Annotated in this window: 17 protein-coding genes and 1 pseudogene; 3 read left to right on the forward strand and 15 right to left on the reverse strand. The window is 48.7% G+C overall.

Going from position 1 to position 15,531, the window contains the following annotated elements:
* Positions 1 to 102: 102 nt before the first annotated feature.
* The 3 genes and pseudogenes from E5355_RS19860 to E5355_RS08360 form a co-directional block, all read left to right on the forward strand.
* Positions 103 to 231, forward strand: a pseudogene (locus E5355_RS19860) (DNA-binding response regulator); the annotation flags it as partial.
* Positions 232 to 408: 177 nt separating this feature from the next.
* A complete protein-coding gene (locus tag E5355_RS08355; protein WP_136009997.1) occupies positions 409 to 954 on the forward strand; it encodes an occludin in 546 nt (181 codons plus the stop codon).
* Positions 955 to 1,038: 84 nt separating this feature from the next.
* Positions 1,039 to 1,938, forward strand: a complete 900-nt coding sequence (locus E5355_RS08360) for an SDR family oxidoreductase (protein ID WP_168354304.1) — start codon at positions 1,039 to 1,041, stop codon at positions 1,936 to 1,938.
* 49 nt (positions 1,939 to 1,987) lie between these two features.
* Here the strand turns inward: E5355_RS08360 and E5355_RS08365 are convergent, their stop codons facing one another.
* From E5355_RS08365 to rsxC, 15 genes are all read right to left on the reverse strand, one after another.
* A complete protein-coding gene (locus tag E5355_RS08365; RefSeq protein ID WP_136009974.1) occupies positions 1,988 to 2,878 on the reverse strand; it encodes a F0F1 ATP synthase subunit gamma in 891 nt (296 codons plus the stop codon).
* Positions 2,879 to 2,893: 15 nt separating this feature from the next.
* On the reverse strand, positions 2,894 to 4,489 hold the full coding sequence (gene atpA, locus E5355_RS08370; protein WP_136009999.1) for a F0F1 ATP synthase subunit alpha: 1,596 nt from the start codon (positions 4,487 to 4,489) through the stop codon (positions 2,894 to 2,896).
* 126 nt (positions 4,490 to 4,615) lie between these two features.
* A complete protein-coding gene (locus E5355_RS08375; protein WP_136009975.1) occupies positions 4,616 to 5,176 on the reverse strand; it encodes a F0F1 ATP synthase subunit delta in 561 nt (186 codons plus the stop codon).
* Between the two features lie 11 nt (positions 5,177 to 5,187).
* Complete coding sequence (gene atpF / locus E5355_RS08380; protein ID WP_136009976.1) at positions 5,188 to 5,694, reverse strand: F0F1 ATP synthase subunit B; 507 nt, start codon at positions 5,692 to 5,694, stop codon at positions 5,188 to 5,190.
* 96 nt (positions 5,695 to 5,790) lie between these two features.
* Positions 5,791 to 6,048 (reverse strand): ATP synthase F0 subunit C, encoded by a 258-nt coding sequence (atpE, locus tag E5355_RS08385; protein ID WP_136009977.1) that lies wholly within the window; start codon positions 6,046 to 6,048, stop codon positions 5,791 to 5,793.
* 74 nt (positions 6,049 to 6,122) lie between these two features.
* Positions 6,123 to 7,193, reverse strand: coding sequence for a F0F1 ATP synthase subunit A (gene atpB / locus E5355_RS08390; protein ID WP_136010000.1), 1,071 nt, complete (start codon positions 7,191 to 7,193; stop codon positions 6,123 to 6,125).
* Positions 7,177 to 7,596, reverse strand: a complete 420-nt coding sequence (locus E5355_RS08395; RefSeq protein WP_136009978.1) for a hypothetical protein — start codon at positions 7,594 to 7,596, stop codon at positions 7,177 to 7,179. Before E5355_RS08395 ends, atpB begins: the two co-directional genes overlap by 17 nt.
* Positions 7,597 to 7,637: 41 nt before the next feature.
* Positions 7,638 to 7,883 (reverse strand): ATP synthase F1 subunit epsilon, encoded by a 246-nt coding sequence (gene atpC / locus E5355_RS08400; RefSeq protein WP_136009979.1) that lies wholly within the window; start codon positions 7,881 to 7,883, stop codon positions 7,638 to 7,640.
* A gap of 21 nt (positions 7,884 to 7,904) precedes the next feature.
* Positions 7,905 to 9,428, reverse strand: coding sequence for a F0F1 ATP synthase subunit beta (gene atpD / locus E5355_RS08405; protein WP_136009980.1), 1,524 nt, complete (start codon positions 9,426 to 9,428; stop codon positions 7,905 to 7,907).
* Between the two features lie 669 nt (positions 9,429 to 10,097).
* Entirely contained in the window at positions 10,098 to 11,132 is a 1,035-nt protein-coding gene (gene galE, locus E5355_RS08410; protein WP_136009981.1) for a UDP-glucose 4-epimerase GalE, read from the reverse strand.
* Positions 11,133 to 11,266: 134 nt separating this feature from the next.
* Entirely contained in the window at positions 11,267 to 11,845 is a 579-nt protein-coding gene (rsxA, locus tag E5355_RS08415; protein WP_136009982.1) for an electron transport complex subunit RsxA, read from the reverse strand.
* Between the two features lie 68 nt (positions 11,846 to 11,913).
* On the reverse strand, positions 11,914 to 12,498 hold the full coding sequence (gene rsxE, locus E5355_RS08420; protein WP_136009983.1) for an electron transport complex subunit RsxE: 585 nt from the start codon (positions 12,496 to 12,498) through the stop codon (positions 11,914 to 11,916).
* Positions 12,499 to 12,514: 16 nt separating this feature from the next.
* On the reverse strand, positions 12,515 to 13,180 hold the full coding sequence (locus tag E5355_RS08425) for an RnfABCDGE type electron transport complex subunit G (protein WP_136009984.1): 666 nt from the start codon (positions 13,178 to 13,180) through the stop codon (positions 12,515 to 12,517).
* Positions 13,177 to 14,169 carry an RnfABCDGE type electron transport complex subunit D gene (locus tag E5355_RS08430; RefSeq protein ID WP_136009985.1) on the reverse strand — a complete coding sequence of 331 codons (993 nt, stop codon included), beginning with the start codon at positions 14,167 to 14,169 and terminating at the stop codon, positions 13,177 to 13,179. The genes E5355_RS08425 and E5355_RS08430 overlap by 4 nt, the downstream gene beginning before the upstream one ends.
* Positions 14,170 to 14,175: 6 nt before the next feature.
* Positions 14,176 to 15,513, reverse strand: coding sequence for an electron transport complex subunit RsxC (rsxC, locus tag E5355_RS08435; protein ID WP_136009986.1), 1,338 nt, complete (start codon positions 15,511 to 15,513; stop codon positions 14,176 to 14,178).
* Between the last annotated feature and the right edge of the window lie 18 nt (positions 15,514 to 15,531).

Consider the following 15,531-nt stretch of genomic DNA (forward strand, 5'->3'; position numbering starts at 1 on the left):
TAATCAGCGCAAAATTATACAAATATTTAATAATTGCAATACCCCTATTAAAAAAATATATAAAAAACATAGAATAATATCGTAATATCTAAAGTTGCTTTGGATACCATCTTCAACACCCGTAGCCAGCACGTGTTCATCAAAAAACTGAGGCGCAAGCTGGCTGGAAACGAGTACATCTGTATTGCTAATATGAGGGGAATAGGCTACAAACTGATCATCAACGGCTGAAACTCTCTTTAATAAAGCTTTCTCATTTATAATTGAATTTTGTAGTAACTTTATTCTTTAGAAAGATTAAAGTCTCATATATTCCAACTACCTTTGTATTTGAAACCCAATGAATCAATTATAAAACGGCAAAGATTATAATAATATAGAATAATAATTATGTACCAAAATGGAATGATAAAACGGATGCTGCTTTGCGTCCTTGTCTTATTTACAGGCACTTTGTCCGTCCATGCACAAGAAGAAGTGGCGACCGACACGATAAGCGGCCTACCGGCAACCGTAAAAAATTACGACGGCTTCCTGCTGGATATGGGACTGATGAATCTGTCCGCCCCCACTCTTCCCAAATTTACTTTGGAGATACCGGATGCCAGCAAGGACTACAGCCGCATCTTCCGGTTGAACCCGAACATGACTTATTCACAAGGCCTTTCGAACATATTCTCACTCAGCAACTCCCGGTATTTCAGTTCGAACCCCTTCGGACTGACGGGCTTCTGGGGCTCTACTGACAACCTGCAGATGGGAAGTTTCACTTTGAAGAACGGCATGCGCATCCATACCTACGGCGAATATGACAAAGACGGATGGCGAGTGCCCAACCCTTCCGCACTGCCTTGGGAAAAGAACAATTTCAAAGGGGCGTTCGAGCTGAAATCGGCCAACGGAGCCTTTGGCATACGCATCGAAGTGCAGCAGGGAAGGAACTATCCATATTGAAAGGGGCCGAAGTGACAATGTGACTCTGGCAGCCCCAGCATGCTTCTTTTGTCTGTCTTCAATCACGCATTTATAAACGTAATTATGAAAAGGAAAATACTGGTGATAGGCGCCAACGGTTTTACCGGCAGACGCATCCTGGACGATTTGTCCCGCAATCAGGCTTATCAGGCAACGGGCTGTTCCCTGCACGATGACATCTGTCCTCATTCGGGCGACTATCGCTTTATCCGTACGGACATATGCAACCGATCCGCAGTGGAAAAGCTTTTACAGGAAGTACGGCCGGATGTCGTAATCAATACCTCCGCCCTTTCCGTCCCCGATTATTGCGAAACACACCATGCAGAAGCGGATGCCGTCAACATTACTGCCGTGGAGCATCTGGCAGAATGCTGTGAGGCGGGAGGCAGCCGTTTTATCCATCTTTCCACCGATTTCGTTTTCGGTGGTGATGCAGACCGGCTCTATACGGAGGAGGATATTCCCGCTCCTGTCAATTATTACGGCTACACCAAACTGGAAGGTGAGAAACGCATCGCTGCCGTTTGCGGGAATTATGCCATCGTCCGTGTAGTGGTGGTGTACGGTGCTGCCCTGCCCGGACAGCATGGCAATGTGCTCCAACTGGTGGCAAACAGATTAAGGAGCAATGAGGAAGTGTTCGTCGTGGCCGACCAATGGCGTACGCCCACCTTCGTGGGAGACGTGTCGCAAGGAGTGGAGAAACTGATAAACCACCCGCAAAACGGCATCTACCACCTCTGTGGCAGCGAGTGCCTGACCATTGCAGACATCGCTTATCGGGTAGCGGACGTATTGGGGCTGAATCGCTCGCTCATCCGTCCCGTCACCACAAAGGAGATGAATGAAAAGACGCCACGTCCCCGTTTCAGCGGGCTGAGTATAGAAAAGGCACGCCGGGAACTGGAGTATCGGCCACACACGCTGGAGGAAGGAATAAAGCTGATGTTCGGATGGTGAATAATGCAGGTTCGGATGGCAGCAGATTCCCTTTACGGAGCAATCCGGGCTATTTCAAGCTACCGCCGATAATATCGAGCAGCTCATTCGTAATGGCCTGCTGACGACTCTTGTTATACTGCTTCGTCAAATCCTGAATCAGCTCGTTGGCGTTGTCCGTCGCCGTCTGCATGGCAAGCATGCGGGCAGCATGTTCCGAAGTGCTGGAATCAAGAAGTACGGTAAATATCTTCTGGCTCAACACCTTGGGCAGGAGTTCCGCTATCAGCTCACCGACGGAAGGCTCCACGATATAGTCATTATTAAAACTGCGGGCATCTTCCGGCATACCCTCCTCCGCCTCCTGCACCACTTGTGTCAGGTCAATGGGAAGATAATTCTCACGGAACAACACCTGCGAACCCATCGACTTGAAGTGATGGTAAATCAGTTCCACATGGTCAATCCGCTTTTCCACAAACTCCCGCATCAGCTTCTCTGCCAGTCCGTACGCTTCGACATACGAAGGCTTGTCCGCCATCACCTGAAAGCTGCCTTGCGACACATATCCCATCTTCCTGACGGCTTCCTCCACCTTTCTCCCAACGGGATATATCAGAATATTCTCCTTGCCCAGCGACTGGTAGTCTTCCAAAGTCCGTTCCAGCATCTTCGCCACGTTCGAGTTGAATGCACCACACAAGGAACTGTTGGACGAAAACGCCACGACCGCTACCCTCGTCACGGGCCTTTTCTCGGTATAGGGCGACTGGAAGGAAGCATCCGTACGCAGAAAGTTCGTCAGAATCTCATTCAGCTTCCGTTGATAAGGCAGCATATTCTCAATCCGCCCCTGCACCTTGTGCAGCTTGGCAGATGCCACCATCTTCATAGCCGATGTTATCTGGCGTGTACTCTTGACGGAGCTGATTCTATTTTTTACCTCTTTCAGTGAAGCCATATATTTATTTACGATTTAGTTATTTACGATTGAGAATTGCCTTGCAACCGCCTCTGCCGTCTCCTCAATCTTCTTGCAGACATCATCGTTGATGACACCCGTCTTTAAAACGTCGAGCACCTCCATGCGATAGTTCATCTCAAGAAACTCAAGGAAGTTGCGTTCAAATTCGCCGACCTTGTCCAAAGGAACATCCCTCAGCAAGCCGTGCGTGCCGCAATAAAGAATGGCAATCTGCTTTTCCACCGGCATGGGGCTGTATTGGGGCTGTACCAGCAGGCGTGTATTCTTCTGTCCTTTGTCGATGGTCAATGCCGTCACGGGATCCATATCGCCACTGAACTTGGCAAATGCTTCCAGCTCACGGTATTGTGCCTGGTCAATCTTCAATGTACCTGCCACCTTCTTCATAGCCTTGACTTGGGCATTGCCACCCACACGGCTCACGGAGATGCCCACGTCGATGGCGGGACGGTTGCCCTGATTGAAAAGGTTCGTATCAAGGAATATCTGCCCGTCGGTAATTGAAATCACATTCGTCGGGATATAGGCGGATACGTCTCCTGCCTGAGTTTCGATGACGGGCAATGCAGTCAGCGAACCGCCACCCTTCACCTTGCCTTTCAGACTGTCCGGCAGGTCGTTCATCTCCCGTGCCACTTCCTCCTGACTGATGATTTTTGCCGCACGTTCCAGCAAACGGGAGTGCAGATAGAAGATGTCGCCCGGATATGCCTCACGTCCCGACGGACGGCGCAGAATCAGAGACACTTCGCGATAGGCCACTGCCTGCTTGGACAAGTCGTCGTAGACCACCAGTGCATGACGACCGGTATCACGGAAATACTCTCCGATGGCTGCTCCTGCAAAGGGGGCATAGTACTGCAATGCGGCCGGGTCGCCCGCCGTGGCAGCCACCACGATGGTATAGTCCATCGCACCGTACCGGTGCAGGGTGTTCACAATAGAAGCTACGGTAGAACCTTTCTGGCCAATGGCCACATAAATGCAATACACCGGATCACCTGCTTCAAAATTGGCACGCTGGTTGATGATGGCATCAATGGCAATGGCCGTCTTACCGGTCTGGCGGTCACCGATAATCAGCTCACGCTGTCCGCGGCCAATAGGTATCATGGCATCCACAGCCTTCAGACCGGTCTGCAGCGGCTGGTTCACCGGCTGACGGAAGATAACTCCCGGTGCCTTACGTTCCAGCGGCATTTCATAAAGTTCTCCGCCTATCAGCCCTTTGCCGTCAAGCGGTGCGCCCAAGGGGTCTATTACACGCCCCAGCATACCCTCTCCCACCATGATGGAAGCAATACGCTTGGTACGCTTCACAATGAAGCCTTCCTTGATTTTATCCGTAGGGCCAAGCAACACAGCACCCACATTATCTTCTTCAAGGTTCATCACAATGGCCTTGATGCCGTTGTCGAATTCCAACAACTCGTTGGCTTCGGCATTGCGCAGCCCATAGATACGGGCCACACCGTCACTGACTTGCAGTACCGTGCCAATTTCGTCCAGCTGCACGCGGGTGTCAATCCCTTCCAGTTGCTTGCGGAGAATATCGGAGACTTCGCTTACTTTTATATTTTCAGACAACATCTTAGTATTTATTATTTTACGATTTACTATTTTGAAAGAATCCGGACCACATACTGTTTGACCTCTGCAACTTACGCATCGTAAGACCATTAGATAGCAAATTGCAAATTGTCAAATCGTAAGTCACACGATTCTTCTATTCTTATCAATGAACTGCTGTTTCACTTTCTTAAGCTGCGTAGCAATACTGGCATCCAGACGGAAGTCGTTGATGTCGAAGATAAAACCACCTTCAATGGAGGAATCCACTTCGGTCTGCAACTCCATGCTGGCATGCAGCAGAGCGGAGGCACTGTCATGGATACGTTCCCGCACTTCCCGGCTGACGGGAACGGCTGTTATCAGCCTTCCTACACCGATATGCTTGTCTTTCCGGTACAAATCCAGAAAGCTCAAGCAGATGTACTGGAGAAGGTTTTCCCGCCGGTTCTTCAACACCAGGGCCATGAAACGTGCAAACTCACGGCTGGCAGGAGCATCCCCCACAGCAGCGGTACAGATAAGTGCGAACTTCTCACGTATCGTCAGGATGGGGTTTTCCAATGCCATGCGCAAATCCGGATGTTTCCTGAAGCTGCGGTCGAGCATACAAAATTCCTTGTACAGCGTATCTTCTGTCCCCATGCTCTTGGCATATTCCATCAATGCTTTCGCATAACGCATCGAAACGATTCCTATATCCATTTCTTTGAGAATTAATTGTTTTTACTTGCGGCCAGCACTTCATCCAGCATCCGGTCTATCATCTTCATCTGCTCATGTTTATCGTCCAGATCCTTGCGGATAATCTTCTCGGCTATATCCACGGACAAGACTGCCACCTGGCGGCGAATATCGCGGATGGCCTCTTCCTTCTCTTGCCGTATCTGCTTTCTAACTTCGTCCAGCTCCTTCTGCGCGGCGGCTTCCGCCTGCTTGCGTGCTTCGACGATAATCTTGTCACGCTCATGCATCGCCTCCCGCAGAATGCGTCCTTGTTCTTTGTTGGCAGAAGCAATCAGCGCTTCACTCTCCTCTTTCAGTTTGGAGAGCCGGGCATTCGCTTCGCGTGCCACTTCCAAAGACTGGTCGATGTAGGTCTTGCGACCTTCCACCATCTTGGTGATAACGGGAAAACCGTACTTGGCAAGCACCGCAAACACCACACCGAAGGAAAGAAGCATCCAAAAAAGCAGACCACTATCGGGTAATAACAATGACATAATCTTATTCAGTATTTTACTATTTTACAATTTTACAATTTGAATGCGCAGTGATGCCGCACGACAAATTAAACTTTGCAAATGGTAGATTGTACATCATAAAAAGAATACCAATAAACACACAACTACTGCCAACAAAGCAACACCTTCAATCAAGGCAGCGGCAATAATCATGTTCATACGGATATCTCCGGATGCTTCCGGCTGGCGGGCAATGGCCTCCATGGCAGAACCGCCGATTTTACCGATACCTACACCAGCACCAATAACAGCCAGACCGGCACCAATGGCCGCACCCAGTTTACTAACTCCCATACCTGCCACAGCAGCTTGCAATAATACAGATAGTAACATAACTTTTAGTTTTTAAATGATTATTTTTATTCATATTCTATATTCCCACACAATTTTATCCTTCTATCACCTCATCACTTTACCGCCTCCTCCTTATGCTCTTCCTGCGCCAGACCGATGAATACAGCCGACAGCATGGTGAACACGTATGCCTGGATAAAGGCAACCAGCAGTTCAAGCGCATTCATAAAGATATTGAACAACACCGAAGCTACGGTCAGCGTTCCGTTCAAAGCAGGTCCCATACTGGCCGAGATGAATATCAGGCAGGTAAGCACCAGCATTGCCATGTGTCCTGCCAGCATATTGGCAAAAAGACGTATCATCAAAGCAAACGGCTTGGTGAAAATGCCGAAGAACTCGATAAACGGCATCATGGGGACCGGCACCTTCAGCCACCAAGGTACGTCCGGCCAGAAGATATCTCTCCAATAGGTTTTAGTTCCAAAGATATTAACGGCCAAGAAAGTACAGATGGCCAATACCATCGTAACGGCTATATTTCCCGTCACGTTGACCCCTCCGGGAAAGAAAGGAATCAGCCCCATGACGTTGTTGATGAAGATAAAGAAGAAGGCCGTCAGCAAGTAAGGCGCAAATTTACGGTACTTCGGACCGACACAACTCTTTATAATATCATCGTTCACCATCATGATGAACATCTCCATAAACCCAATGAAACCACCGGGAGCGGCACTTCCCTGCGGGTGCTTACGATACCAGTGCGCCACACTCAAAATGATGACAAGCAGCAATGCACTGTTGATGAGCAAAGCCAGAGTCACCTTCGTGATGGAGATGTCCAACGGACGCGTTTCGTTTCCGACGGCATCATGCTCCACCAGTTTGCCTTCGTACTTGCTTCCTGCGGGAGCGATGGAAAAGCCTTCATAACTTCCGCCATTTTCCTCCAGACGTGAGGATAAGAAGGCATGCCATCCGGTAGCCGGGCTATGTACGATTACCGGCAACGGAATCGTAACGTGAGTCTCACCCCACGTCGTGATGTGCCATTCGTAAGAATCGCCGATATGCCCGAAGACAATCTCCTTCACGTCCACCGTGTTCCCGGCCCGCACCGTGGCAGGCAGCAGCATGCCCAGTGCCAGCAGAACAACAGTCAGTATGTCACGCAATCTTTTCATCATTACTTTTCTTTTTCAGTTTCCTGCCCGCTTCAAAAGTGAAGAAGAACCAGGAATCATAAATCAAATATATCAGATAGTTGGCTATAAACGTCAACAGAAACGCCCTGGCTTCCTCCTGCACAACAACGCAATAAATCAGCATCACAATCATCGAAACCAGCATTCTCAACACACGTATCAGCAGATAAATCTGCAACATCCGTCCCGGCATCCGCTGGCGGCAGCTCTCAGTCATATTAATCATAAATGCACCGAAAACAAAGAAGAAAAACGGAATCAGCGGATAACCGCCGAAATAGTGGTGCGGATTTATCGAAAAATACGCCCAACCGCCCAGAATCCCTGTCAATGCTGTCAAGAGTGCCGTATGCAACAAGTAGTTTCTCTTAGTAATAGTCACTTCGCCAATTAATAATTAAAAGTTTACAATTAAACCGGAGGTCAGTCTATACAAACAGAAACGTTGTTGCCGTTCATTTCAATAAAACCACCGTTAATCTCCCTGCTATGCTCTTCGCCGTCCTTTGTCACGTAAGACAGCGTGCCGGCCCTCAATGCCGATATAATAGGCGCATGCCGGGGCAGAATGGTAAACGAACCAATCTCACCAGGCAGTGTCACGCTGTCCACCTCTCCATCAAAGAGTTCCTCTTCCGGTGATACTATATTTAGCCGTAATCCTTTCATCAGATATCATTTACGATTTAACTATTTACGATTCGCCTGCTCCAGCAGTTTCTTACCTTTCTCAATGGCTTCTTCAATGGTTCCCACATTCAGGAAAGCCGGTTCGGGCAGGTAATCCACCTCTCCGTCAAGAATCATCTTGAAGCCCTTGATGGTGTCCTCGATGGAAACCATTGTGCCGGGAACACCCGTAAACTGCTCGGCAACGGCAAACGGCTGCGAAAGAAAACGCTGCACGCGACGCGCACGGTTCACCAGCGTACGGTCGGCATCCGACAATTCCTCCATGCCAAGGATAGAGATAATATCCTGCAATTCCTTGTTGCGCTGCAGTATCTGCTTCACACGTTGTGCCACTTCATAGTGCTCCACACCCACGATGTGTGGGTCAAGAATGCGTGAAGTGGATTCCAACGGGTCTACAGCAGGGTAAATGCCCAGCTCGGTAATCTTACGGCTCAATACCGTGGTGGCATCGAGGTGCGTAAAAGTGGTGGCGGGTGCCGGGTCTGTCAAGTCATCGGCAGGCACATATACAGCCTGCACGGAAGTAATGGAGCCGTTTCTTGTAGAGGTGATACGCTCCTGCATGGCGCCCATTTCCGTAGCCAGTGTAGGCTGATAGCCCACAGCAGAAGGCATACGCCCCAACAATGCTGAAACCTCGGAACCGGCTTGGGTGAAACGGAAGATATTGTCGATGAAGAACAGAATGTCACGCGGACCGTCTGTCTCCGCTCCCATGTCGCGGAAGGACTCGGCCACCGTCAACCCAGACAATGCCACTGACTGACGCGCACCGGGAGGCTCGTTCATCTGGCCGAAAATCAGGGATACTTGCGACTTTGCCACTTCATCATAGTCTACCTTCGATAAATCCCAGTGACCTTCTTCCATTCCTTTCTTGAACTCCTCTCCGTAGCGGATAACACCGGACTCAATCATTTCCCTCAGCAGGTCGTTGCCTTCACGTGTACGTTCTCCTACACCGGCAAACACAGAAAAACCATGCTGCTTCTTCGCAATATTGTTGATGAGTTCCTGGATAAGCACGGTCTTGCCTACACCGGCACCGCCGAAGAGACCGATTTTACCACCCTTGCTGTATGGTTCCAGCAGGTCGATAACCTTGATTCCCGTATAAAGAACTTCTTGTACGGTAGTCAAATCTTCAAATTTAGGGGGGTCGCGGTGGATGGGATAGGCACCGGTACGGTCCAATTCTTTCATGCCGTCAATAGAGTCGCCCACTACGTTCATCAGGCGACCTTTGATTTGTGTGCCTATCGGCATGGTGATAGGTCCTCCCAACGGATACACTTTCATTCCTCTCTGCAGGCCGTCCGTACTGTCCATGGCAACAGTCCGCACCGTGTTTTCACCAATGTGCTGCTGCACCTCTACAATCAGTCTTCTGCCGTTCGACCTTTTTATTTCCAGTGCGTCGTGAATACTCGGTAACATCATTTCTGCCTCCGTACCTTCGAAATAAACGTCTACTACAGGTCCGATTACCTGCGAGACATGTCCGACAATCTGTGACATAAGCAATCTTTTTTATTCTATATCTTCTTAATTATTTTTCCCAATGCCAAGTTGTAAGTCGCGTATATCCTCATAAATAAGTCAGCCAAGTCGCGTCTTTCATCAGCTCTGCATGTACTCATACCTATTAACGTTTGTCTGCTATGGTTTGTTCATCCCAATAGTTATATAAACAACTACACAAATGTACAGACAAATTGTGCGTAATTGTTATCGGATATAGCATTTTTTGAACAAAAAGTGCCATTTGGACGATTAATGTTACAATTAGAACAATTCATTACAGATATTATAACTTCGATTAACAATTAGTTTATAAACTATCCATAGAATCCCACCTAACTCATCCTACTCGCTTTTGACAGGCAAATCTTCCTATTTTCCTTACTTGACAGCGTTATAACAGAACAGCCGTAGCTACCCGCTTTTCCCTGCATTCAAAAAAATAAGCCTTGTCTCTCGACAAGGCTTATTCACAACACAAACACAAAATAAAACACGACAAAACTACTATGCAATCTTACCTGTCTATGCCGGGGAGGCATACGTACTAGTTACGGATATTCACATATACATAAATAGCTTCAGGTTGATTTGCACATTATAAACAAATGCGGGGAGGCATTTGTTTATTGCCTATTTATTAAAAAACACAAATTTCAAAGTTTGTCATTGAATACCTCTTTCACGAAGCTTCAACTGCCATTTCCATGCAGAAAGTAAAGTATCTTCAATACTTGTTTCTGCCTTCCAACCCAGTTCATTGTTTGCCAATTCCGGGTTGGCCCATACCTTCTCAATATCACCGGCACGCCGGCCAACTATCTGATAGTTCAGTTTTACACCGGTAGCCTTCTCGAAGGCATCAATCAGTTCCAATACGGAAAGTCCACGACCTGTACCGACATTGAATACTTCCACTTTCTCTTTCTGCTTGTTCTCCAAGATACGGCAAATAGCCACTACGTGTGCTTTGGCCAAATCTACTACATTGATGAAGTCGCGGATACAAGAACCGTCGGGAGTGTCATAATCGTCACCAAACACGCTCAGTTTCTCACGGATGCCGATAGCGGTCTGGGTAAGATAAGGAATCAGGTTTTGCGGTACACCGTTAGGCAACTCTCCCAGCAATGCTGTGGGGTGTGCACCTATCGGGTTGAAGTAACGCAACAGGATGGCGTTTATCGGCGCACCGGAAGCAACCGTATCACGAACAATCTCTTCATTAATCTGCTTCGTGTTTCCATACGGAGACTCGGCTTTCTTGATAGGTGCCTTTTCCGTTACCGGAAGTTCGTCCGGCTGACCGTAAACCGTGCAGGAAGAAGAGAATACGATACCTTCCACTCCGTGTTTCGGCATCAATTCCAGCAGGTTAATCAGTGAAACCAGATTATTACGATAGTAAAGCAACGGTTTCTGGACAGACTCACCTACAGCCTTACTGGCCGCAAAGTGAATGATGGCTTTAATGCCTTTATATTTAGCAAACACAGCGTCAAGACCGGCATAATCCAAGCAATCCAATTTCTCGAATGCAGGACGGATGCCCGATACCTTCTCTATGTTATCTACAACATCTGCGCTGGAGTTTGACAAATTATCAATAATAACGACTTCATAACCTGCGTTTTGAAGTTCCACCACCGTGTGAGAACCAATATAACCGGTTCCACCCGTAACTAAGATTTTCTCTTTCATATTAAATATAGATAATTTAGCTTTTAGGTTATCAATACGCCACAAATGTAAGGAAATAAATTAATAAAAACAGAAAAAGGGGGATAAATTTTAGTTTATCCCCCTCTTTCACTTTATTTCCGTTTTTTCTTCTTTTAAATCTTCACAACCCCCGAAAAGCCCATGAACGCCATTGCCAGCAGTCCGGCGGTAATCAAAGCAATCGGAGTGCCCTGCATACCTTTCGGTACACTAACCAGGCTCATCTGCTCGCGCAAGCCTGCAAACAGTGTCAGCGCCAAGCCGAAACCAAGTGCCGTGGAGAACGCATAAACCACTCCCGTCAGCAAATCGTAGTCTTTCTGGATAACAAGGATAGCCACACCGAGAATACAGCAGTTGGTAGTAATCAGCGGCAGGAATACGCCCAAGGCCTGATACAGAGAAGGAGAAACTTTCTTCAGGACAATCTCTACCATCTGCACCAACGCGGCAATCACCAGGATAAAGGTAATGGTCTGCAAATAGCCCAGACTAAAAGTGTCGAGCACATACTTCTGAATAAGGAATGTCACGATAGTGGCTATGGTAAGCACGAATGCCACCGCTGCCGACATGCCCAATGCAGTCTCCACTTTCTTGGAAACCCCCAGAAACGGACAGATTCCCAAAAATTGCGACAATACGATGTTGTTTACAAAGATTGCCGAGATAAATATCAATATATATTCCATTTCTTTAATTTATTAATTGAAAATTGACAATTGACAATTATCCATCATCAACCATCCATTATCCATTGTCAAGCCTTCTTCATACTGTTGATTAAAGCGATGAGGTAGCCCAATGCGATGAATGCGCCCGGAGCAAGGACAAATACCAGCATGCCGTATTCTTCGGGAAGAATACTCACGTTGAATATCTTGCCGGTTCCCAGAAACTCACGCACGGCGCCCAGCAATGTCAGCGCAAGGGTAAAGCCCAATCCCATACCCAGACCGTCGAACAGGGAAGCCACCGGATTGTTCTTGGCGGCAAATGCCTCGGCACGTCCCAGTACGATGCAGTTTACCACAATCAGCGGAATAAACAGCCCCAACGTGGCATACAATGCAGGAACGTATGCCTGCATCACCATCTGCAACAGAGTTACGAACGATGCGATAACCACAATGAAGGAAGGGATGCGCACCATGTCGGGAATCAGATTCTTGATGGCTGAAATCACGACATTGGAACATATCAGTACAAACATCGTGGCCAGTCCCATACCCATACCGTTAATGGCAGAGGAAGTGGTGCCCAGTGTAGGACACATACCCAGCAGGAGTACAAACGTAGGATTCTCTTTGATAATCCCGTTCATCATAACTTTAAAATTATTCATATCTTCTACTCCTTTCTTATTTAGCGCCGAGTGTATCCGCAGCTTCGGGAGCTGCGGAATCAGCAGGTTGTTCAACATTCTTGGAGGTAGCACCGGTAGTGCCGTCGGCAGTTTCCTGACCGGCGTATGCTGCATATGCCGCATTCACCGCACTCAAGAAAGCACGCGAAGTGATGGTAGATGCTGTAATGGCATCTACTTTACCACCGTCCTTGCTCACTGTCAGTGCCGCTTCACCCGGATTCATGCCGGTGATGTCACCTCTATTTCCTTTCTTAAACCAGTCGGCAGCTTTGGAGCCCAAACCCGGAGTTTCCGCATGCGACAACAACGAGTAGTCGATAATTTTGCCTTCGGCATCGAAACCGACCAATACCTTCAGCTCGCCGCCGAATCCCATCGCTGTGGCTTCTACCGCAGCACCTATATATTCGCCGCCCTTGGTGGCAGGATATACGGCATACTGCACTCCGTTTACCTCCTGCATCTTCTTTTCGGCAATAGGGTCATTGTCAAAACCCGGAACTACCGCACTTACGGCATCGCTCAAGGTCTTTGCATTGGCCTGCTCGATGGGCTCCTTTGTCAGTTCGTTTACATAAGCCAGCAGCGCCACGGAGATTGCGGTAACGCCCGTAAGTACCAGCAACATGTTCTTCAAGGATGATTCTAACTTTTTCATTTCTTCTTCGCTACCTCCCCAAAGCGTTTAGGTTTAACATAGGTGTTGATGAGCGGAGTGAACGCATTCATAATCAGAATGGCGAACGACATACCTTCAGGATATGCGCCGAACAGACGGATTACGACAGTCAGCAGACCGATACAAACACCATAAATCAACATTCCTTTGTGGCTCATCGGAGAAGTCACATAGTCCGTAGCCATGAAGACAGCACCCAGCATCAGACCACCGGAGAGCAACTGCACCACCGGAGACACGTAAAGTTCCGGATTGACCAGATACATGATGCCGGAGAACACGAATACCGTCGCCAGAATAGATACGGGGATATGCCAGGTAATGATTTTCTTCCATAACATATAGAACAGTCCCAACAGCAGAGCCAACGCGCTCACTTCACCGAGACATCCTCCATTGTTTCCTATCAACAAGTCGAAAGCTCCCGGAAGGTCGCTCAATGACATGCCCGGAGCGCCGTTGATGACGCCTTTCATGACAGCCAGCGGCGTAGCGGCCGTCACGGCATCCGTATAGGCTGCAAACTGGCCCACGGCCGGCCATGTCGTCATCTGCACGGGGAAGGAAAGCAGCAGGAACACACGTCCTGCCAGTGCGGGGTTAAAAGGATTGCAACCCAAACCTCCGAAAGACATCTTACCTACACCGATGGCAAACAAGGCGCCGAGGATGATGATCCAGACGGGCAGGTTGGAAGGCAGGTTGAAGGCCAGCAACACACCGGTAATGATGGCAGAACCGTCGGTAACGGTCGTGGTCTCTTTTTTCAAAAGGAATTTGCCGATGGCCCATTCAAAGAAGAGGCAGGCTGCTACGGAAGTAGCCGTAACAATCAGCGCACCCAGTCCGAAAAAGTAAAGCGAAACGAGGAATGCCGGAATCAATGCGATAAGCACACCGTACATATTCTTCTTCACGCTGTCACCGCCATGAACGTGGGGCGAAAGGGATACGATTAATTTATTCATACTTCGTTATTTTTTAGCTTGACGTGCACGGATCATCGCTCCTACCTTACCCTTACCCAAGCGGATGTAATCCAGCATCGGGCGGTTGGAAGGACAAGTGAACTGGCATGAACCGCATTCGATACACGACATAATGTCTTCTTTCTCTACTCTTTCAAAATCTCCGTGGGCCGAAACGGTAGCCAACAGATACGGCTCCAGCCCCATCGGGCAGGCTCCCACACACTTGGCACAACGGATACAAGGCTGCGCCTCGCCGCGCTTGGCCTCTTTTTCGTTCATAATCAGGATGCCTGAGCTGCCTTTGGCAGTCGGAACATCCGTATTCACCAAGGCTTTACCCATCATCGGACCACCGCCGATAATCTTGCCCGTATCTTCGGGCAGGCCGCCGCAGGCTTCAATCAGCTGCTTCATCGGCGTGCCGATACGTGCCAAGAAGTTGGACGGCTTGGCCAGAGACTTGCCGGTCACGGTAATGACACGCTCGAACAGAGGCTTGTTCTTCTGCACGGCCTGGTAAACGGCAAATGCGGTACCCACATTCTGCACCACGGCTCCCGTGGAGATAGGCAGCGCACCGGCGGCAACCTGACGGTTGATGACTGCATCGATCAACTGCTTCTCACCTCCCTGCGGATATTGTACTTTCAAGGGCACCACCTCGATACCGGCATAGCTGGAGGCGACTTTCGTCATCAGCTGGATGGCATCGGGCTTGTTGTTCTCAATGCCGATGAATGCTTTGTTCACCTTTACCGCTTTCATCAGAATGGATACACCTACCATAATTTCTTCCGCATGTTCCAGCATCAGCTGATGGTCGGCGGTCAGATACGGCTCGCACTCTACAGCGTTGATGATGACGCATTCTGCCTTGAATGCAGGAGGAGGACACAGCTTGACCTGTGCAGGGAAGCATGCACCGCCCAGACCTACGATACCGGCATCGGCGATTTTCTTCACGATTTCCTCGGAAGTCAGACTGCATTCCTTTACCAATATTTCGGAACGGTCAATGGACTCTTCCCACTCGTCCCCTTCCACATCAATGAATATGGCAGGCTTGGCGTAGCCGCTGGCATCGACAATCGTGTCAATCTTAGCGACCTTTCCGCTGACAGACGAATGGATGGCTGCCGATACAAAGCCGCCGGGTTCGGCAATCTTTGTACCCACTTTCACAACATCACCTTTGGCAACGATGGGCTTGGCCGGGGCACCGATGTGCTGTCCCAGCAAGATAGCGACCTTGGCCGGAATCTCTGCCTTGATGATAGGCTGATGTGCTGAAAGTTTATTTTCGTGTGGATGAACTCCACCAATTGAAAATGTCTTCAACATACAATTCTGTATTTTTAG

The sequence above is a fragment of the Bacteroides muris (ex Afrizal et al. 2022) genome, from assembly GCF_004793475.1.
GTDB classification, from domain to species: domain Bacteria; phylum Bacteroidota; class Bacteroidia; order Bacteroidales; family Bacteroidaceae; genus Bacteroides; species Bacteroides muris.

Coding starts and splice junctions, on each gene's coding strand:
- E5355_RS08360 (WP_168354304.1), top strand. CDS start 1,039: ATGAAAAGGAAAATACTGGTGATAGGCGCCAACGGTTTTACCGGCAGA.
- E5355_RS08365 (WP_136009974.1), bottom strand. CDS start 2,878: ATGGCTTCACTGAAAGAGGTAAAAAATAGAATCAGCTCCGTCAAGAGT.
- E5355_RS08375 (WP_136009975.1), bottom strand. CDS start 5,176: ATGGATATAGGAATCGTTTCGATGCGTTATGCGAAAGCATTGATGGAA.
- atpF (WP_136009976.1), bottom strand. CDS start 5,694: ATGTCATTGTTATTACCCGATAGTGGTCTGCTTTTTTGGATGCTTCTT.
- atpE (WP_136009977.1), bottom strand. CDS start 6,048: ATGTTACTATCTGTATTATTGCAAGCTGCTGTGGCAGGTATGGGAGTT.
- atpB (WP_136010000.1), bottom strand. CDS start 7,193: ATGAAAAGATTGCGTGACATACTGACTGTTGTTCTGCTGGCACTGGGC.
- atpC (WP_136009979.1), bottom strand. CDS start 7,883: ATGAAAGGATTACGGCTAAATATAGTATCACCGGAAGAGGAACTCTTT.
- atpD (WP_136009980.1), bottom strand. CDS start 9,428: ATGTCACAGATTGTCGGACATGTCTCGCAGGTAATCGGACCTGTAGTA.
- galE (WP_136009981.1), bottom strand. CDS start 11,132: ATGAAAGAGAAAATCTTAGTTACGGGTGGAACCGGTTATATTGGTTCT.
- rsxA (WP_136009982.1), bottom strand. CDS start 11,845: ATGGAATATATATTGATATTTATCTCGGCAATCTTTGTAAACAACATC.
- rsxE (WP_136009983.1), bottom strand. CDS start 12,498: ATGAATAATTTTAAAGTTATGATGAACGGGATTATCAAAGAGAATCCT.
- E5355_RS08425 (WP_136009984.1), bottom strand. CDS start 13,180: ATGAAAAAGTTAGAATCATCCTTGAAGAACATGTTGCTGGTACTTACG.
- E5355_RS08430 (WP_136009985.1), bottom strand. CDS start 14,169: ATGAATAAATTAATCGTATCCCTTTCGCCCCACGTTCATGGCGGTGAC.
- rsxC (WP_136009986.1), bottom strand. CDS start 15,513: ATGTTGAAGACATTTTCAATTGGTGGAGTTCATCCACACGAAAATAAA.